Origin of the sequence: Methylosinus sp. (assembly GCF_036560965.1) — a bacterium.
GTDB lineage: Bacteria > Pseudomonadota > Alphaproteobacteria > Rhizobiales > Beijerinckiaceae > Methylosinus.
This window is the reverse complement of the sequence record NZ_DATBQF010000025.1, coordinates 1-17,864: the sequence shown is the minus strand read 5'-3', so window position 1 is coordinate 17,864 and position 17,864 is coordinate 1. Positions and strand designations below refer to the sequence as shown.

General features: G+C 66.4%; 18 protein-coding genes. 11 read left to right on the top strand and 7 right to left on the bottom strand.

The window, feature by feature from the left end:
* The first annotated feature begins 3 nt into the window (after positions 1-3).
* Positions 4-2,508, top strand: coding sequence for a circularly permuted type 2 ATP-grasp protein (locus VIF40_RS08295; protein WP_331937055.1), 2,505 nt, complete (start codon positions 4-6; stop codon positions 2,506-2,508).
* Positions 2,505-3,392: a transglutaminase family protein gene (locus VIF40_RS08290; protein WP_331937054.1), complete on the top strand. Its 888-nt coding sequence runs from the start codon at positions 2,505-2,507 to the stop codon at positions 3,390-3,392. The genes VIF40_RS08295 and VIF40_RS08290 overlap by 4 nt, the downstream gene beginning before the upstream one ends.
* On the opposite strand, the gene VIF40_RS08285 is transcribed toward VIF40_RS08290, so the two are convergent.
* Positions 3,367-3,897, bottom strand: coding sequence for a restriction endonuclease (locus VIF40_RS08285; protein ID WP_331937053.1), 531 nt, complete (start codon positions 3,895-3,897; stop codon positions 3,367-3,369). The genes VIF40_RS08290 and VIF40_RS08285 overlap by 26 nt on opposite strands.
* 204 nt (positions 3,898-4,101) lie before the next feature.
* Between VIF40_RS08285 and VIF40_RS08280 the strand changes: the two genes are divergently transcribed.
* Positions 4,102-4,683 (top strand): hypothetical protein, encoded by a 582-nt coding sequence (locus VIF40_RS08280; protein ID WP_331937052.1) that lies wholly within the window; start codon positions 4,102-4,104, stop codon positions 4,681-4,683.
* 117 nt (positions 4,684-4,800) lie between these two features.
* On the top strand, positions 4,801-5,790 hold the full coding sequence (locus VIF40_RS08275; RefSeq protein ID WP_331937051.1) for a bifunctional riboflavin kinase/FAD synthetase: 990 nt from the start codon (positions 4,801-4,803) through the stop codon (positions 5,788-5,790).
* Positions 5,791-5,877: 87 nt separating this feature from the next.
* Here the strand turns inward: VIF40_RS08275 and VIF40_RS08270 are convergent, their stop codons facing one another.
* Both VIF40_RS08270 and VIF40_RS08265 read right to left on the bottom strand, forming a co-directional pair.
* A complete protein-coding gene (locus VIF40_RS08270; protein WP_331937093.1) occupies positions 5,878-6,177 on the bottom strand; it encodes a hypothetical protein in 300 nt (99 codons plus the stop codon).
* A 104-nt stretch (positions 6,178-6,281) separates the two neighbouring features.
* Positions 6,282-6,992, bottom strand: coding sequence for a L,D-transpeptidase (locus tag VIF40_RS08265; RefSeq protein WP_331937050.1), 711 nt, complete (start codon positions 6,990-6,992; stop codon positions 6,282-6,284).
* 208 nt (positions 6,993-7,200) lie between these two features.
* Here VIF40_RS08265 and VIF40_RS08260 point away from each other — a divergent pair, with 208 nt between their 5' ends.
* Positions 7,201-7,545, top strand: a complete 345-nt coding sequence (locus tag VIF40_RS08260; protein WP_331937049.1) for a DUF952 domain-containing protein — start codon at positions 7,201-7,203, stop codon at positions 7,543-7,545.
* A complete protein-coding gene (locus VIF40_RS08255; RefSeq protein ID WP_331937048.1) occupies positions 7,542-8,603 on the top strand; it encodes a quinone-dependent dihydroorotate dehydrogenase in 1,062 nt (353 codons plus the stop codon). The genes VIF40_RS08260 and VIF40_RS08255 overlap by 4 nt, the downstream gene beginning before the upstream one ends.
* Before the next feature lie 63 nt (positions 8,604-8,666).
* On the opposite strand, the gene VIF40_RS08250 is transcribed toward VIF40_RS08255, so the two are convergent.
* Complete coding sequence (locus tag VIF40_RS08250) at positions 8,667-9,704, bottom strand: AMP-binding protein (RefSeq protein WP_331937047.1); 1,038 nt, start codon at positions 9,702-9,704, stop codon at positions 8,667-8,669.
* Positions 9,701-11,521 (bottom strand): extracellular solute-binding protein, encoded by a 1,821-nt coding sequence (locus tag VIF40_RS08245; protein ID WP_331937046.1) that lies wholly within the window; start codon positions 11,519-11,521, stop codon positions 9,701-9,703. Before VIF40_RS08245 ends, VIF40_RS08250 begins: the two co-directional genes overlap by 4 nt.
* A gap of 309 nt (positions 11,522-11,830) precedes the next feature.
* Between VIF40_RS08245 and VIF40_RS08240 the strand changes: the two genes are divergently transcribed.
* Entirely contained in the window at positions 11,831-12,553 is a 723-nt protein-coding gene (locus tag VIF40_RS08240) for an invasion associated locus B family protein (RefSeq protein WP_331937045.1), read from the top strand.
* A gap of 61 nt (positions 12,554-12,614) precedes the next feature.
* On the opposite strand, the gene hspQ is transcribed toward VIF40_RS08240, so the two are convergent.
* Positions 12,615-12,950 carry a heat shock protein HspQ gene (gene hspQ / locus VIF40_RS08235; protein ID WP_331937044.1) on the bottom strand — a complete coding sequence of 112 codons (336 nt, stop codon included), beginning with the start codon at positions 12,948-12,950 and terminating at the stop codon, positions 12,615-12,617.
* A 105-nt stretch (positions 12,951-13,055) separates the two neighbouring features.
* The gene (locus VIF40_RS08230) at positions 13,056-14,099 is read right to left on the bottom strand and encodes a CoA ester lyase (protein WP_331937043.1); all 1,044 of its coding nucleotides are present in this window, start codon (positions 14,097-14,099) and stop codon (positions 13,056-13,058) included.
* A gap of 616 nt (positions 14,100-14,715) precedes the next feature.
* On the opposite strand from VIF40_RS08230, the gene rpsL reads away from it, so the two are divergent.
* The 4 genes from rpsL to VIF40_RS08210 form a co-directional block, all read left to right on the top strand.
* Positions 14,716-15,087 carry a 30S ribosomal protein S12 gene (gene rpsL / locus VIF40_RS08225; protein ID WP_003610013.1) on the top strand — a complete coding sequence of 124 codons (372 nt, stop codon included), beginning with the start codon at positions 14,716-14,718 and terminating at the stop codon, positions 15,085-15,087.
* An 11-nt stretch (positions 15,088-15,098) separates the two neighbouring features.
* Positions 15,099-15,569: a 30S ribosomal protein S7 gene (gene rpsG / locus VIF40_RS08220; protein WP_331937042.1), complete on the top strand. Its 471-nt coding sequence runs from the start codon at positions 15,099-15,101 to the stop codon at positions 15,567-15,569.
* A 36-nt stretch (positions 15,570-15,605) separates the two neighbouring features.
* On the top strand, positions 15,606-17,681 hold the full coding sequence (fusA, locus tag VIF40_RS08215) for an elongation factor G (RefSeq protein WP_331937041.1): 2,076 nt from the start codon (positions 15,606-15,608) through the stop codon (positions 17,679-17,681).
* 43 nt (positions 17,682-17,724) lie between these two features.
* Positions 17,725-17,864: GTP-binding protein (locus VIF40_RS08210; protein ID WP_243934179.1), on the top strand; the 140-nt coding region annotated here is incomplete at its 3' end.

The following is a 17,864-nucleotide window of genomic DNA, read 5'->3' as shown; positions in this document are numbered from 1 at the left end:
CGGATGATCGACGCGGCCCCGGGAGACACGGCGCGTCGAGTCGCCTCCTGGATCGCCCGCTATGCGCCGCTGGAGGGCGTGCCGGACGAGCTCGTCGGGCCGGACGGGCGCGTGCGCCCCCATTGGGCGAGCCTGCTCGACACGCTCGGGGGCCTCAGCCGCGAGGACATTGACGACCGTTTCGCCGCCGCCGGACGGCGCATCCGCGATATGGGCGTCTCCTATCGCGTGCTCGGCGAAACCAAAGAGCGCACCTGGCCGCTGAGCCGGCTGCCGCTGCTGCTGCCGCAGGCCGAATGGCGGGAGATCGCCGCCGGCGTCGCCCAGCGCGCCGAATTGCTCGACATGGTGCTGCGCGACGCCTATGGCGAGCAGCGCCTGGTCCAGGAGGGGGCGCTGCCGGCGGCGGTGATCGCCGGCTCGCCGGATTATGTCCGCGCCATGAGCGGCGCGACGCCGCAGGGCGGGCGCTGGCTGCGCTTCTACGCCGCCGAGATCGGCCGCGGACCGGACGGGCGCTGGTGGGTGCTCGGCGACCGCGCCCAGGCGCCCTCGGGCGCCGGCTATTCGCTCGAGAATCGTCTGGTGATGGCGCGCACCTTCCCGCGCCTCTATCGCGACATGAAGGTCGAGCGGCTGGCGCCCTTCTTCCGCGACTTTCGCGCGGCGCTCGCCAAGGCGGCGCAGCAGAAGGACCCGCGCATCTGCCTGCTGACGCCGGGCCCGTTCAGCGAGAGCTATTCCGAGCAGGTGAGCCTCGCGCGCTATCTCGGCTTTCTGCTCGTCGAGGGCGCCGATCTCGTCGCCAGCGAGCGCAAGCTGCATGTGCGCACCATCGCCGGGCTGAAGCGCGTCGATGTGGTGTGGCGGCGCGTCGACGCCGATTGGTGCGACCCGCTCGAGCTGAACGCCGCCTCCCAGCTCGGCGTGCCGGGCCTGCTCGACACGATCCGCGAGGGCAATGTCACCCTCGCCAACATGCCGGGCGCCGGCCTCATCGAATCGCGCGCGCTGCTGTCCTTCCTGCCGGCCATCGCGCGGCGCCTGCTGGGCGAGGATCTGCGCCTCGCCAATATCGCGACCTGGTGGTGCGGCCAGGACGAGGCCCGCGACTCCGTGCTGGCCTCGCTCGACGATCGCGCCGTCGCGCCGGCCTTCGGCGAGCAGCTCGCCGGCTTTCCCGGCCGCCGCGTGGCGCTGGGCGCGGAGTTCGACGCGGCCGAGCGCGCCCGTCTCACCGAGGCGATGCGCGCGCGCGGCATGGATTATGTCGGCCAGGAGGTGGTCCAGCTCTCGACCACGCCGGCCTGGAAGGACGGCGCGCTGGTCCCGCGCCCTTTTGCGCTGCGCGTCTTCGCCGCCGCGACGGCCGACGGCTGGCGCGTGATGCCGGGCGGCTTCTGCCGCGTGTCGGACCGGCTCGACGTGCGCGCCATCTCCATGGGGGCGGGCGCGCAATCGGCCGATGTCTGGGTGCTCGGCGACCGGCCGACCGATAATTCCACGCTGCTGCCGACCAGCGACGACATAGAGATCGTCCGCATGGTCGGCGATCTGCCGAGCCGCGCCGCCGACAATCTGTTCTGGATGGGCCGCTATTTCGAGCGGGCCGAGGCGACGCTGCGGCTGGTGCGCTCGCTGTGCAATCGCCTGACCGAGGCGGATGCGCCCAATTACAGCGGCCGTCAGCCGATCGAGCGGCTGGAGCGGCTGCTGCTGGCCTGGGGCGCGGCGCCGACGCGCGACCCGCGGCTCTCGGCGGCGGAGCTCGCCCTGGCGGCGGCCGCCGGAACCGAGACGGCGGGCTCGGCGCTCTCCATCGCCCATGCGGCCAAGCACGCCGCCTCCATCGTGCGCGAGCGCCTGTCGCAGGACATTTGGCATCTCGTCCGCCTGCTGGAGAGCCGCCTCGACGATTTCTCCTCCGGCGGCGCCTCCGAGCCGGCGATTCTGGAGGGCGTCGAGCAGTCGCTGCATATATTGGCGGCGCTCTCCGGCCTCATCGACGAGAATTTCAACCGCGTCGCCGGCTGGTGCTTCCTCGATCTCGGCAAGCGCGTCGAGCGGGCGATCAACGCCTGCCGCTTCTCCCGCCAATTCGCCGACGAGGGCGCGACGATCGACAGTCTCGACACATTGCTCGAGCTGATCGATTCGCAGATCACCTATCGCTCGCGCTATCTCGCCGGCGCCGCTCTCGCGCCTGCGCTCGATATGGCGGTGCTCGATCCCTACAATCCCCGCTCGGTGGGCTTTCAAGTGGCCAAGATCGAGGAGCATCTCTCCTCGCTGCCGACCTTGCGTCACGACGGGCTGCTGGAGGCGCCGCGCCGTCTCGCGGTGAAATTGCGCGCCGAGATCGAGGTGGCGAACGCCGCCGAGCTGGACGCCGCCAAAATCTTCGCCATCGAGCAGCGCTTGATGAGCCTTGCGGATGCGCTCGCGGCCCGCTATTTCCTGCAGGGCTCCAATGCCGCGCATTTCGAAGAGCCGATCCGATTAGCGTGATCTACGACATCACCCATGTGACCACCTACAGCTACGAGGCGCCCGTCGCCGCGGCGCGCTGCGCATTGCGCCTGTTGCCGCGCGACGACGCCGGACAGCGCGTCGTCTTCGGCCGCATCGATGTGACGCCCAGCCCGCGCGAGTGGCGCGAGCGCGTCGATTTCTACGGCAATCGCGTGGCCGAGGCGCAGATCGACGCGCCCCATGTGAAGCTCGGCATAGCGATGAGCGCGCGCGTGCGCGTCGAGCGCGCCGACCCGCCCGCGGAGGCGTCGACGCCGCCCTGGGAGGCCGTGCGGGCCCAGGCGCTGGCGACGCCCGCGCTCGGCCCCGACGCGCCGGCGCATTTCATGTTCCCGAGCCGGCTCGCGCCGCTCTACGAGCCGGCGACCGCCTACGCGCGCCAGAGCTTTCCGCTGGGACGGCCGATTCTGGAGGGCGCCGCCGAGCTGATGCGGCGGATCAGGCGGGATTTCGTCTACGACCCCAACACCACGCATGTCGCCATGCCGCTCGCCCAGGCGTTCGAGAAGCGCAGCGGCGTCTGCCAGGACTTCGCCCATATCATGATCGCCGGGCTGCGCGGGCTCGGCCTGCCGGCGGCCTATGTCAGCGGCTATATTCGGACGATCCCGGCGCCGGGCGCGGTGAAGCTCGAGGGCGCCGACGCCTCCCACGCCTGGATTTCCGTCTGGTGCGGCCGCGAGCTCGGCTGGCTCGGCGTCGATCCGACCAACGCCATACTGGCTCTGAACGATCATATCGTCATCGCGCTCGGCCGCGACTATGCCGATGTCTCGCCGATCGACGGCGTCATTTTCGTCGCCGGAAAGCAGAAGCTCGACGTCAGCGTCAGCGTCACGCCGATAGAAGAGGCCGCCTGAGCAGGCGGTCGATCTTCGTCAGCTCCGAATGGTGCAGCAAGAGCACCTCATTGGAGGCGGCGAGCTGCACCGCGCTCGCCGTATAGCCCTTGGCGGCGACGACGATTCCGCGCTCGGCCGCCTCATGCGCGATCGCTGCGACGATCTCCTGCACGGCGCGATTGCCGACCGGCTTCGAATATTTCTTGCACTGGACGACGATCCTGCGCCCGCGCTTCTCGGCGACGACATCGACGCCCTGATCGCCGCTGAGCCGGGTGACGCGGGCGCTCCATCTCGCCTCGCGCAGCAAGGCGGCGCAGAAATGCTCGTAATCCTCCGGGCTCATCGCCTCGCTATATTGCGGAAAGGCGATCTCCTCATAGGCGAGCACGGCGAGATGCAGCACGCCGACATAGGCGAGCGCCATCGCCCCGACGCCGGCGAGATGCGGCCAGAGCCAGCCCGCGGCGGCGGCGCAGACGATGATGAAGGCGAGGCATCGTCTCTTTCTGCTGCGCGTCATCGCTGTCGAGATCGCCTTTGGCCCGGCCGAAAGGGGTGGCGCCGCCATGCAAGGGGAGAAAGGTTAATTTGCCGCGAAGCGGAGGCTCTTTTGGCCCAGAGCCATCGGGCCGAAGCCGCCCTCATCTTGGAAGCGGGCGAATCAGCCTCGCGCAAGAATGACATCGCAAAATATTTTCGATTCTAATAGGGGCTTTAGAATACAATGCAGATCTATAGCTCGAACAGTCAAAATGTTTTTCTTCAGCAGCGCTCTGCAACGAAGATCAATAATTCATCTAGAAACGGCGACCAGGATGAGTTCTCAACTATTTTCAAGACTGACACGCCAACGCAAAAGCAGATACAGGAAGGCTATTTCGGATGCTCCCGACCAACCTTGGACGCCGTTATGGCGGCCGGGAAACCGGTCAATGTGCTCGCTTTTTTGACGTCGTCGGATATAGATCTGGTTCAACGCACGACTGGCGTCACCATAAAAGACGGCGGTTACTATAATAGCGACGGCGATCAACTAGGTATCCGCACCGACAGCCACGGAAACTTTCTTGATCCCGATCCGAGCCAAACCAAGGCAGCCTTCGATCTGGCGCAAACCCTTTTCCAAATGAGAGACGGCGGCGGCCCCCAAGGTGATGTGAGCCTGCAAAATGGCCGCAAGATCACGCCCGATGATCTCGAAGCCTACCTCAAAGCTTACGCCGCGGCCAAGGCCTCGGGACAGAATGTCTATGTTCCAAATACGAGCGTCATCAAACTAGCCGAACAAATACTCGAGTCTGAGTAGCGCCCGGCGTAGAGGCGCGGCGGCCACGTTCTTTAGCTGCCCGCCTGCGACCCTCGCGCTCTGGACATGGCGCGCCATCCGAACCAAAGTGAGCCGGCTCCTGCACCGCACAAAGCCTTGGACGCCGCCTTGCCTTCCGCGCATCCCTTCATCGTCGCCCGCGATCCGCTCGCTCCGCCGCCGGGGCTCGAGGGGGCCGTCGTCGCCATCGGCAATTTCGACGGGCTGCATCGCGGGCATCGCGGCGTCATCGCCCATGCGCAGGCTTTGGCGCAAACGCTCGGCAAGCCCTGCGCGCTGCTCACTTTCGAGCCGCATCCGGCCGATTGCTTCGCCGGAAAATCGATCATCTTCCGCCTGACCCCGCCCGACGCCAAGGCCGCGTTGCTGGCGCGCCTCGGCCTGGACGGCATGGTCATCCTCACCTTCGACAAGGATTTCGCGGCGCGACCGCCGCAGGAGTTCACCGAGGAGATTCTCGCGCGACGGCTCGGCGTCTCGGCGGCGGTGGCGGGCTATGATTTCTGCTTCGGGGCCAAGCGAGCCGGCAATCCAGACTTTCTCCGCGCCGAGGGCGAGCGCCTCGGCTTTCAGGTCGAGATCGTGCCGCGAATCACCCAGGACGAAGCGGGAAGCCTCGAGGCCGTCTCCTCCACCGCGACGCGTGAGGCGCTGGCGGCCGGCGATGTCGCGCTGGCGGCGCGTCTGCTCGGTCATCCTTATTTCGTCGAGGGCGTCGTCGGCCGCGGCCGCCAGCTCGGCCGCACTTTGGGATTTCCGACCGCCAATATCGCGCTCGACCCCTCCAACAAGCTGCGCCACGGCATTTACGCGGTGACGCTGGAGGCGGGCGGCGCGCTGCGCGAGGGCGTCGCCAATTTCGGCCGCCGGCCGACGGTGGAGGCGGAGGGGGCGCCGCTGCTCGAGGTCTTCGTCTTCGATTTCGATGGCGATCTCTATGACGAGACGGTGGAGGTCGCCTTCATCGGCTTCATCCGCGGCGAGGCGAAATTCGATTCGCTCGATGCGCTCACCGCGCAAATGCGCGAAGACGCCGCCAAGGCCCGCGCGATTCTCGCTTCGAGGGATATCGCTCCCTCATACTGAGGCGCTTCTTGCGCGGCAAAAAGCCTCGAAGAATGCTCCAGAAGGCGGGGGCGCCCGACCCTTTGAGACGCCGGCTTCTCCGGCTCCTCAGGGTGAGGGGCTGGTCCCCAGCAGAGCGGCGAGAATCGCCTCGAATTCTTCGGCGAGCGGGACGGTCGCGGGCGGCTTGCCGGCGCGCGCGTACCAATAGGCGGCGTTGTCGAGATCGCCTTCCGCGCGATGCAGAAAGGCGTGTACCCACATGGCGTCCGCCTCGCCGGAGCTATCGACGCATTTATGCGCGCCGTCCCAATCGCCTTTGGCGGTCTTCCACAGCGCGAGCAGCGGCGGCGAGAGGGCAGGGGGCGTCTCTGCGGCGAGGGAGGCGTGGAATTGGGCGGGCGTCATGGCGGTGAAGATAGGCGCGAAGCGGGCTGCGCGCATCGCTCGACGCTCCGACCAGCTCGATTTTCCGCGTTAGGGGCGCCAAAGTTTCCGCCGAGCTGCGGGGGCTATGCCGGCAGAATGACCACCTTCGTCTTGATCGGCGTTCGAGCGTAGAGGTGGATCATATCCTGACTGAGGAGGCCGGTGCAGCCGCTCGTCACGCCGGTTCCGATGGTCTCGGGATCGCTGGTGCTGTAGATCGTGTAGACCGTATAGACGCCGTTCTTATAGAGATAGAGCGTGCGGGCGCCGAGCGGATTGCCCAGGCCTCCCGGCATGCCGCCGGCGTATTTGCGCGCCTCCGGCTGGCGCAAGATCATCTCCTTGGGCGGCGTCCAGACAGGCCATTCGGCCTTGCGCCCCACATAGACCTCGCCGCTCCACAGAAACCCGGAGCGCCCGACATTGGCGCCGTATCGGGTGGCGTTTCCGTCGCCTTCGATGCGGTAGACGAAGTAATTGCCGGGATCGATGATGATCGTTCCGGGCGCTTCCTTGGTGTCGTAGCGCACAGTCTGGCGATAATATTTGGGATCGACCATGCGGAGATCGACCGCCGGGATCGGGAACTTCTCGTCGGGCGCCGGCCCGTAGAGCTTCGCCACCTCGGCCGGGATCACGCGGTCGGAGGTCGCGCAGCCCGCGAGTCCCAGCGCGCCGAGACCCGCGGCGGAGCCGAACAGAAACGACCGGCGGTCGAGACGCCCCGACCGAAGCCCGGGCGGACCTCCCTCGTGTCTTTCGCCTGCGTCGGCAATCCAATCGCCCATCATCATGATTTCGGACTTTCCCTCGTCCTGTCGCCCGGCCGCGAACGCTCCGGCGCAAGCCCGCCGAACCCCTCCAGTCGAAATTGCCGCCACGCGGCGCGATTGGCAAGCTCCGGGTCTCTGCGCGTCACTCGCAACGGGGAGGTCGGGAGAGGAGCCGAAATTCGATAGCCTCCTCTATCAGACCGAGGGCGGCTCCTGCTATCTCTCCGCCATGACCCTCATCTACAAGCTTCTCCCCGCTTCCCTCTGGCGTGAGGCCGAGGCGGCGGGCGTTTTCGCCGGCGCCGGGATCGATCTTGCCGACGGCTACATCCATTTCTCGACGCGCGCGCAGGTCGAGGAGACGGCGGCGCGTTATTTCAACGGCGTCGCCGATCTTCTGCTCGTCGCCGTCGAGGCCGAGCCGCTGGGCGACGCGCTGAAATGGGAGCCCTCGCGCGGCGGCGATCTCTTCCCGCATCTCTATGGAGCGCTGCCCGTCGCGCGCGTCGCCAAAGTGGCGGCCCCGCCGATGGGCGCGGACGGCGGCCATGATTTCGCGGGGCTGCTCGAATGATCGAGGTCTTTTTCGGCGATCTCGCGACGGCGCTGGTTCGCCGCCTGCCGCCGGAAACGGCGCATCAGGCGACGATCGCGGCCTTGCGGCTGATGCCGGCGCCGCGGCCGCCGCGCGACGATCCGCGCCTTTCGGTCGGCGCCTTCGGCCTCGATTTTCCCAATCCGATCGGCCTCGCCGCCGGCTTCGACAAGAACGCCGAGGTTCCCGACGCCATGCTGGCCATGGGATTCGGCTTCACCGAGGTCGGCACGCTGACGCCGAAGCCGCAGGCCGGCAACGCCCGCCCGCGCGTGTTTCGGCTGGCCGAGGATCGCGGAATCGTCAATCGCTACGGCTTCAACAATGTCGGCCATACGCTCGCTTATGAGCGGCTGCTGGCGCGGCGCTCGCGCGGCGGACTCGTCGGCGTGAACATCGGCGCGAATAAGGACGCCGCCGATCGCATCGCCGATTACGAGCGCGGAATCGCCGCCTTCTCGGGGCTGGCGAGCTATTTCACCGTCAATGTCTCCTCGCCCAACACGCCGGGGCTGCGCGATCTGCAGGAGAAGACGGCGCTCTCCGAGCTTTTGGCGCGCGTGCTCTCGGCGCGCGAGCGGGCCAAGCGCCGCCGTCCCGTTCTGTTGAAGATCGCGCCGGATTTGTCGCTCGCGCAGCTCGACGATGTGGTGAGCGTCGCGCGCGCGCGGGAAATCGACGGGATGATCGTCTCCAACACGACTTTGGCGCGGCCGCAGACGCTGGCCTCGCCTTTCGCGAAAGAGGCGGGCGGACTCTCGGGCGCGCCGCTCTTCGATCTCTCGACGAAAATGCTCGCCGAGACGTTTTTGCGCGTCGAGCGGCAGTTTCCGCTGATCGGCGTCGGCGGGGTCGATTCGGCCGCCGCGGCGCTGGCCAAGATAGAGGCCGGCGCGAGCCTGGTGCAGCTCTACAGCGCGCTCGTCTATGAGGGGCCGGGGCTGGTCGGGCGCATCAAGAGCGGGATTCTCGAGGCGCTGGAGCGCGAGAACGTGACGCTGGCGGCGCTCGTCGGACGGCGGGCGGCCGCGACGTGACGGGAGCGCCCCTCGCTCCCTCTCCCGCGCTATTCGCGGGCGCGGGCTGGGGACGGGGCTCGCTCAATAGCCGGCGCGGCCGATCGGCCCTCGCGCGGGAGCGCGGAGGGCGCCGTCGGCGCCGATCTCGACGGTCGGGCAGGAATAGGGATGCGAGGGCTCGAAGGCGGGCGCTTCCTCGCCGGCGCGATGGACGGCGATGCAGGCGAGCAGCGCGCCGCTGTTCAGCAGGCCGGCGGCGTCGAGATCGGCCATCGCCGCGCGCGGCGCGATGAGCCGCGCCGGGCCGAGCGCATCGAGCGCCGCGAGAAAAGCGGCGCCGTCGAAGGGCGCCAGGAAATGCAGCGGCGCGCCGGAGAGCAGCGCGGCGAGCGGCCCTGCGACGAGCCCGCCGATCGAGCCCGGCGACACCAGCGACAGCAGCGGCGCCGAGCCATTGACATGCGCCCTGGCGATGAGGCCGAGGCTCGCCGAGATCAGTCCCGCCTGCTCGTGGAAATGCGGCGCGCCATATTGGTCGAGCGCGCCGATGAGCACTTTCTTGCTCGGGACGGCGCGTGTCGCGGCGGGCGAATCGTTTTCGCTGCGCGAGCGTGGGCCGAAATCGACGGCGCCGTCGATCGTCCCGGGGCCGAGCGAGCCGATGAGCCGCACCGAGGGCGCCTGAGCGGCGACGCCGAAGACGAGCTCCTCGAGGCTCTCGCCGCCGATCGTCGCCGGCGCGACGAGGGCCGCGGCGGCGACGGCGCGCGCGCCCGCCGCCATCGCCCCGAGCGAGAGGCCGAGCGGGGCCGCGACGGGCTCGAGGCCGGCCGAGATGATTCCGATCAGCGCGACGAGCGTCGCCGCGCTCGGCGCGGCCAACAGCAGAATGCGTTCGCCGGGCTGGAAATCGAAGCTGCGCAGATCGGCGCGAAAGGCGGCGACGCGGCGGTCGAGCTCGGCGTGGTCGATCTCGGCGCCCGTCGACGCGTCGCCGGCGGCGATGCGCGTCGGGCGCAGCCGGGCGGCGCCGGCGATCAGCGCGTCGAGGCCGAACATGGTCAGCGGATGCGCGCGCGCCAGGGCGTCGTCGCGGCGGCTGCTGTCTGCGAGACTCAAGGCTCCGTCCTCCACCAGGTCTCTAGCGTGGCGCCAAACAAGGGAGAGTAGCGGGGCAATGTCGACGGCCTCGCGATTTTCGTGGAGTGAGCGATCCATTGCGTCGAGGAGTGATAGAGCGGCACGATGTAGAAACCGGAAAGCAGCGCGCGGTCATAGGCGCGCACGGCGGCGACGAAATCCTCGCGTCCGCGTGCGGAAAGCAGCGCTGCGATGAGCGCGTCGATCGCCGGAGAGGAGGCTCCGGCGAGATTATAGGAGCCTTCTTGCGCGGCGCTTGCGGAGCCCCAGCGCATCCGCTGCTCGTTTCCGGGCGAGGCCGAGGCCGTCCATGTCCCGAACATCATGTCGAACTCGAATTTCTGGCGGCGGCGCTGATATTGCACCTCGTCGACGAGGCGCACATTCGCCGCGACGCCGATGCGCTGCAACGAGGAGGCGAAGAAGAGCGCGAGCCGTTCCTGGTCGCGATTGGCGACCATGATCTCGAAAGAGAGCGGGGCGCCGTCCTTGACCAGCGCATTGTCGACGATCTTGTAGCCGGCCTCGCCGAGCAGCTCCAAGGCGCGGCGCGCCGGCTCGCGGTCGCGGCCGGTGCCGTCATGGACGGGCGGCCGCCAGCGGCCTTCCAGAATGTCCTCGCGCACGGCGCCGGGGAAGGGGGCGAGCAGGGCGCGCTCCGCCTCGCTCGCCGGCCGGCCGGTGGAGGCCAGCTCCGATTCGTCGAAGAAGCTCTTGGTGCGCGTGTAGAGGCCGGAGAACAGATTGGCGTCGATCCATTCGAAATCGAACATCAGGCCCAGCGCCTCGCGCAGGCGCGCATCGGCGAACATCGGCCGCCGCGTGTTGAAGACGAAGCCCTCCATGCCCTTGGGGCCGGGGCTCGGCAGCGTCTCGACGGCGATGCGGCCGTCGCGCACGGCCGGGAAGTCGTAGCCGCTCGCCCAGCGCGTGGTGTTGGTCTCCTCGCGAAAATCGACGACGCCGGCCTTGAAGGCCTCGAACAGCGAATTGGCGTCGCGGAAGTAATTCACGTCGATCTGATCGAAATTGTAGAGGCCGCGCTGCGTCGGCAGATCCTTGCCCCAATAGGCGGGATCGCGCTTCAGCACGATTCTCGCGCCCGGCTCGACGTCCTCGACGACATAGGGGCCGGAGCCGAGCGGCGGCTTCAGCGTGGCGTCGGTGAAATGCTCGACATCGGTCGCATGCTTCGGCAGCACCGGCAGAAAGCCGAGGATCAGCGGCAGCTCGCGATCATTGGCGCCGGTGAGATCGAAGCTGATCGTCTGCGCGTCCGGCGTCTCGACGCGCTTGACGAGCCCATAGGCGCTCCGCTGCTGCGGGCGGCCTTTGGCTTTCAGCAGATCGAAGGAAAAGCGCACATCCGCCGAGGTGAGCGGCGCGCCGTCCGAGAAACGCGCGCGCGGATCGAGACGAAAGGTCACATGCTCGCGCGAATCATCGACCTCGATCGAGCGCGCGAGGACGCCATAGACGGTGAAGGGCTCGTCCAGCGAGCGCGCCATCAGCCGCTGAATGACATTGCCCTCCAGCCCCTGCGCGGTGGAGCCGGCCTTGAGGTTGAATGGGTTGAGGCTGTCGAAGGCGCCTTGCAGGCCGATTCGCAGCCGTCCGCTCTGCCTGGCCTGCGGATCGGCATAGGGGAGATGGTCGAAATCGGCGGGAAGGGCGGGCTCGCCATGCATGGCGAGGCCATGGCTTGGCGCTGCGACGGCGCTCGCGCCTTGCGCCCCTGCGAAGAACAAGGGGAAAAGCGTGGCGAGAACTGTGGCGCGAATCGCTCGAATCGTCATGGGCAGACCATATTCCAGGGCGAGAGGACCGGGACAAGACGTCTCCGACGAACTCGGGGTATTCACATATCTTCTTGGAAATACGAGGGCTGCGCAGGCTTGGGCGTCTCGTCCCCGCGCGCTGCGCGGTTTTGCTCGAGCTGTGAGGCGCCCGCTGGAATTCGGCGCGTCGATTTTGTATGAGGCTAGCCGTCTACCTTTCGCCCCGTCCCAGGGCGAAGACCGAGGACGGGAGATAAGAGGCTCTTTCCTCGCGCGAATGACGCCCCGTGCGCCCACTCGATCGTGCACTACTCGAAAGGACGACTTATGCCAATGCAATTTCCGCGGATCGTCGCTGCGGTTCTGACGGGGGTCTTCCTCGTTTCGGCAGGGGCGGCGCAAGCCCAGCAAAAGCCGCCGGCTCACAAGCCTGCAGCCCCTGCGCAGGCTCCGACGCAGGCTCCGGCGCCTGCGCCCGCTCCGGCGCAGCAGCAGGCTCCTCAGGGGCCGATCAAGGCCGATCTCGTCCCCGTGCAGCCGGAATGGACCAAGGTCTGCGGCGCGGATCAGCAGACGAAGAAGGAAATCTGCTACACGACGCGCGACTTCGGCGCTCAGGCCGACCAGCCGCTGCTGGCGCTCGCGGTCTATGACCCCAAGGGCGACGACAGCAAGATCATCCGTCTGCTGCTGCCGCCGGGCCTGCTGCTGAAGCCCGGCTTCCGCTTCGCGGTCGGCGCCGGCGCGCTGGAGGCCGGCGAGTTCGAGATCTGCTTCCCCAACGGCTGCTTCGCTCAGGCCAAGGTCAAGGCGGCGCTCATCGATCAGATGAAGAAGGCCGACAAGATGACGATCATCGTCAAGAATCAGGTCAACAACGAGGTGACCTTCCTCTTGCCGCTGTCGGGCTTCGGCAAATCCTATGACGGGCCGCCCGTCGATCCGAAGGTGCTCGAGGAGCAGCAGAAGAAGCTCCAGGACGAGCTCCAGAAAAAGGCCGACGAGGAGCGCAAGAAGCTCGAGAGCCAGCCGAAGCCGGCGGGCAAATGATTGCGGCGTTCCGCGGACGTCTCCCCGCCGGGGAGGGGTCCGCGGAGCGGCGATTCGTCTTTCAGTGCCGCTTGTTGGCCGACTTCACGCGATAGAAGCCGTCGGACGACCGCTCGAAGGTCTCCTCGACCTGCGGGTGGCGAACAGGATCGCCGGAATTGTCGGGCACGAGATTCTGCTCGGAGACATAGGCGACATATTCGGTCTCCGAATTCTCGGCGAAGAGATGGTAGAAGGGCTGGTCCTTGCGCGGCCGGACTTCCTCCGGAATGGACAGCCACCATTCCTCCGTATTGGCGAACTCGGGGTCGACGTCGTAGATCACGCCGCGAAACGGATAGCGGCGGTGCTTGACGACCTGCCCGATCGTGAATTTGGCGATACACTCTCTCGTCATATCGATCGACGCCGTTGTTACGCTGCACACCATTCGAAACGGTAGCGCAGCGCCGCTGCTCGCGTCAACGCCGGCGCGCGGGCGGCGGACCGCCCGCGCGATGGCTCAAAAACCATAGATCGCCGCATAGTCCGGATCGTTGGCGGCGACCTGGCGGGCGAGGTCCACGACCACCTTGCATTGCTTCCAGGTGGCGTCGTCCTGCATGCGGCCGTCGATCATCACCGCGCCCGTGCCGTCCGGCATCGCCTCCAGCACGCGGCGGGCGAAGGCGACTTCCGCCGGATCGGGCGAGAACACGCGCTTGGCGATGGCGATCTGCGTCGGATGCAGCGACCAGGCGCCCGCGCAGCCGAGCAGGAAGGCGTTGCGGAACTGCGATTCGCAGGCCGGCGAATCGGAGAAATCGCCGAACGGCCCGTAAAACGCCTTGATGCCGGCCGAAGCGCAGGCGTCGACCATTTTCGCTATGGTGTAGTGCCACAAATCCTGCTGATAGGACGGGCGCAGGCCCTGGCCGGGATCGGCGTCGGCGAGGACGCGATAATCCGGATGACCGCCGCCGACGCGCGTCGTCTTCATCGCGCGCGAGGCCGCGAGATCGGCCGGCCCGAGGCTGATGCCGTGCATGCGCGGGCTCGCCGCGGCGATGGCGTCGACGTTCTTGACGCCCTCCGCCGTCTCCAGAATGGCGTGAATGAGAATGGGCTTCTTCACCCCGTTGCGCGCCTCGAGCTGGGCCAGCAGCTGATCGAGATAATGAATGTCCCAGGGCCCTTCGACCTTGGGCAGCATGACGACATCGAGCTTGTCGCCGACCGCGGCGACGATCTCGACGAGATCGTCGAGAACCCAGGGAGAGTTCAGCGAATTGATGCGCGTCCACAGGCCGGTGGAGCCGAACTCGGTCGACCTCGCCATTTCGATGAAGCCTTTGCGGGCGGCTTCCTTGGCGTCGGCGGGAATCGCGTCCTCGAGATTGCCGAGCACGACATCCACCTGCTTGACCAGCTCCGGCACCTTGGCGCGCAGCTTCTCCAGATGCGGCGGGACGAAGTGAATCATCCGCTCGACCTTGACCGGCGGCTCGCGCATGGGCGCCGGCGCGCCGATCGCGAGCGGGCGGTAGAATTGATTGGGGAGCTTCATCCTGCGGCACTTTCTCGTTAAGGGGCGAAACTTGCTCGTAAGGGGCGTCGCTTGCTCGTAACCGGCGGCAATTGCGCGTAAGGGAAAGCGCAGCGATAGCCCGTCTTCTTTGCGGAGGGAAGAGACGCCGCGTCCGAAGCGAAATCGACGATCGCGCGGCAAAGCGCGTACAAGCGTGACCTTCGCCCTGCGAGCGGCCGCGACCAACGCTCTTTCGCAGCCGAGCCTTTCGCCGTTTCGCGCCGAAGACTAATTTTCTTCTGCGTGACACAATCTGCGCTTGACGCGGGGGTAGAGCGACATTAGGTTCCGCCCACTTTCGACAGGCCGTAAGTTCATGTCGTCGCAAGCGCCGCGCTCGCGATCCTTCGAACTTAAACGCTGTCGGCCTCACCTGAGACTGCCACGCAGTTGGTAATCATGGGGCGCGCGAGCGCCCGACAGGAAGGCACGACCCCGGATTCGGGGTCCTCTGCATGAGGAGCGCCTTGGGCCGGAAGGCCGAGGGCGCTCGGTTCGCTTGCGTTCTAGGGAACGCCAGCGAGGTTTCGATTATTCGCCAATTCGCCGAGCGCTCGATGACGAGAGCGCGAGGATCCGGAGCGAAGGACCTGGAATGCCGACGATCAGCCAGTTGATCCGCAAGCCGCGGCAACCGAAGACCTACCGCGAGAAGTCCCGCCATCTCGGGGCCTGCCCCCAGAAGCGCGGCGTCTGCACGCGCGTCTATACGACGACGCCGAAGAAGCCGAACTCGGCTCTCCGCAAGGTCGCGAAGGTGCGCCTCACCAATGGCTTCGAGGTCATCGGCTATATTCCGGGCGAGGGCCACAATCTTCAGGAGCACTCGGTGGTCATGATCCGCGGCGGCCGCGTGAAGGATCTTCCAGGCGTGCGCTATCACATTCTGCGCGGCGTGCTCGACACGCAGGGCGTCAAGGACCGCAAGCAGCGCCGTTCGAAATACGGCGCGAAGCGTCCGAAGTAAGGAGCGAGAGCATGTCGCGTCGCCACCGCGCCGAAAAGCGGGAAATCATCGAGGACGCCAAGTTCGGCGATTCCGTCGTGACCAAATTCATGAACTCCATCATGTACGATGGCAAGAAGTCGGTCGCCGAGGCGATCGTCTACGGCGCCTTCGACGTGATCGAGGCCAAAGCGAAGAGCGAGCCTCTGCAGATCTTCAAGCAGGCGCTCGAGAATGTCGCTCCGGCGATCGAGGTGCGCTCGCGGCGCGTCGGCGGCGCCACCTATCAGGTGCCGGTCGAGGTTCGCAACGAGCGCCGTCAGGCGCTGGCGATCCGCTGGATCATCACGGCGGCGCGCGCTCGCAACGACAAGACGATGGTCGATCGTCTTTCGGCGGAGCTGCTCGACGCCTCCAACAACCGCGGCAATGCGGTGAAGAAGCGCGAGGACACGCACCGCATGGCGGAAGCGAACCGCGCCTTCTCGCACTATCGCTGGTAACCCTTTTTCGTCGCCCTCTGATCGAGGACATCTGCTATGCCCCGTAGCCATCCCATCGAAGACTATCGCAACTTCGGCATCATGGCCCACATCGACGCGGGCAAGACGACGACGACCGAGCGCATTCTCTATTACTCCGGCAAGAGCCATAAGATCGGCGAGGTGCATGAAGGCGCCGCGACGATGGATTGGATGGAGCAGGAGCAAGAGCGCGGCATCACCATCACCTCGGCCGCGACGACGACCTTCTGGAATGGCAAGCGTCTCAACATCATCGACACGCCCGGCCACGTCGACTTCACCATCGAGGTGGAGCGTTCGCTGCGCGTGCTCGACGGCGCCGTCTGCGTTCTCGACGGCAATCAGGGCGTCGAGCCGCAGACCGAGACGGTTTGGCGTCAGGCCGACAAATATGCCGTTCCGCGCGTCGTTTTCGTCAATAAGATGGACAAGATCGGCGCCGATTTCTACCGCTGCGTCGACGATATCGTGACCAAGGTCGGCGGCAAGCCGATCTGCATGCAGCTGCCGATCGGCTCCGAGAATAACTTCAAGGGCATCATCGATCTCGTCCGCATGAAGGCGGTGGTCTGGGACGACGAAGGCCTCGGCGCGAAATATCACGACGAAGAGATTCCGGAAGACCTCCTCGACAAGGCGAAGGAATATCGCCTGACGCTGATCGAGGCGGCGGTCGATCTCGACAATGACGTGATGGCCGCCTATCTCGATGGCCAGGAGCCCAACGAGGAGACGCTGAAGCGGCTCGTCCGCAAGGCGGTCCGCTACACCGCCTTTCATCCGGTGTTCTGCGGCTCGGCCTTCAAGAACAAGGGCGTGCAGCCGCTGCTCGACGCGGTCGTGGACTATCTGCCGTCGCCGATCGATCGCGAGGCGATCAAGGGCGTCGATATGAACACCGGCGCCGAGCTGACCCGCAATCCGTCCGACAGCGAGCCTTTCTCCATGCTCGCCTTCAAGATCATGGACGACCCCTTCGTCGGCACCATCACCTTCTGCCGCGTCTATTCCGGCAAGATCGACTCGGGCACGACCGTGCTCAACTCGACCAAGGACAAGAAAGAGCGCGTCGGCCGCATGCTGCTGATGCACGCCAATAACCGCGAGGACATCAAGGAGGCCTATGCGGGCGACATCGTCGCTCTCGCCGGCCTCAAGGAGACCCGCACCGGCGACACGCTCTGCGACATGCTGAAGCCGGCGATTCTGGAGCGCATGGAGTTCCCGGAGCCGGTCATCGAGATCGCCATCGAGCCGAAGTCGAAGGCCGACCAGGAGAAGCTCGGCATCGCGCTCCAGAAGCTCGCCGCCGAGGACCCGTCCTTCCGCGTCTCGACCGATCAGGAGAGCGGCCAGACCATCCTCAAGGGCATGGGCGAGCTGCATCTCGACATCAAGGTCGACATTCTGAAGCGCACCTATAAGGTCGACGCCAATATCGGCGCGCCGCAGGTCGCCTACCGCGAGCGCCTGACCAAGCGCGTCGAGATCGACTACACGCATAAGAAGCAGACCGGCGGCACCGGCCAGTTCGCGCGCGTCATCATTATTTTCGAGCCGAACGAAGCCGGCGCCGGCAATGTCTTCGAGTCGAAGATCGTCGGCGGCTCGGTGCCGAAAGAATATATTCCCGGCGTCGAGAAGGGCATCAACAGCGTCATGGGGTCCGGCATTCTCGCCGGCTTCCCGGTCGTCGATGTCAAGGCGACGCTGATCGACGGCGGCTTCCACGATGTCGACTCGTCGGTGCTCGCCTTCGAGATCGCCTCGCGCGCGGCGTTTCGCGACGCGCTGCAAAAGGGCGGCTCCGTGCTGCTCGAGCCGATCATGAAGGTCGAGGTGGTGACGCCGGAAGAATATACGGGCTCGGTCATCGGCGATCTCAATTCGCGCCGCGGCCAGATCCAGGGCCAGGACATGCGCGGCAATGCGGTGGTCATCGAGGCGATGGTGCCGCTCGCCAATATGTTCGGCTATGTCAATCAGCTGCGTTCCTTCAGCCAGGGACGCGCGAACTACACGATGCAATTCGATCACTACGACCAGGTCCCCGAGGCGGAGTCGAAGAAGGTCCAGGCCAAATACGCCTGATCGTCTCGAGCGTCACGGATAAAGTCTCATAAGGAGTGTGGCCATGGCCAAGGAAAAATTCGCACGCACGAAGCCGCATTGCAACATCGGCACGATCGGTCACGTGGACCATGGCAAGACGTCGCTGACGGCGGCGATCACCAAGGTTCTGGCGGAGTCGGGCGGCGCGACGTTCACGGCCTA

What these genes read in the sequence shown, in the direction of transcription:
- VIF40_RS08245 (WP_331937046.1), bottom strand. Translation starts at nt 11,521, where the DNA reads ATGACGATTCGAGCGATTCGCGCCACAGTTCTCGCCACGCTTTTCCCC.
- VIF40_RS08295 (WP_331937055.1), top strand. Translation starts at nt 4, where the DNA reads ATGATCGACGCGGCCCCGGGAGACACGGCGCGTCGAGTCGCCTCCTGG.
- VIF40_RS08285 (WP_331937053.1), bottom strand. Translation starts at nt 3,897, where the DNA reads ATGACGCGCAGCAGAAAGAGACGATGCCTCGCCTTCATCATCGTCTGC.
- fusA (WP_331937041.1), top strand. Translation starts at nt 15,606, where the DNA reads ATGCCCCGTAGCCATCCCATCGAAGACTATCGCAACTTCGGCATCATG.
- VIF40_RS08260 (WP_331937049.1), top strand. Translation starts at nt 7,201, where the DNA reads ATGACCCTCATCTACAAGCTTCTCCCCGCTTCCCTCTGGCGTGAGGCC.
- hspQ (WP_331937044.1), bottom strand. Translation starts at nt 12,950, where the DNA reads ATGACGAGAGAGTGTATCGCCAAATTCACGATCGGGCAGGTCGTCAAG.
- VIF40_RS08270 (WP_331937093.1), bottom strand. Translation starts at nt 6,177, where the DNA reads ATGACGCCCGCCCAATTCCACGCCTCCCTCGCCGCAGAGACGCCCCCT.
- VIF40_RS08240 (WP_331937045.1), top strand. Translation starts at nt 11,831, where the DNA reads ATGCCAATGCAATTTCCGCGGATCGTCGCTGCGGTTCTGACGGGGGTC.
- VIF40_RS08265 (WP_331937050.1), bottom strand. Translation starts at nt 6,992, where the DNA reads ATGATGATGGGCGATTGGATTGCCGACGCAGGCGAAAGACACGAGGGA.
- VIF40_RS08255 (WP_331937048.1), top strand. Translation starts at nt 7,542, where the DNA reads ATGATCGAGGTCTTTTTCGGCGATCTCGCGACGGCGCTGGTTCGCCGC.
- VIF40_RS08280 (WP_331937052.1), top strand. Translation starts at nt 4,102, where the DNA reads ATGCAGATCTATAGCTCGAACAGTCAAAATGTTTTTCTTCAGCAGCGC.
- rpsG (WP_331937042.1), top strand. Translation starts at nt 15,099, where the DNA reads ATGTCGCGTCGCCACCGCGCCGAAAAGCGGGAAATCATCGAGGACGCC.
- VIF40_RS08230 (WP_331937043.1), bottom strand. Translation starts at nt 14,099, where the DNA reads ATGAAGCTCCCCAATCAATTCTACCGCCCGCTCGCGATCGGCGCGCCG.
- rpsL (WP_003610013.1), top strand. Translation starts at nt 14,716, where the DNA reads ATGCCGACGATCAGCCAGTTGATCCGCAAGCCGCGGCAACCGAAGACC.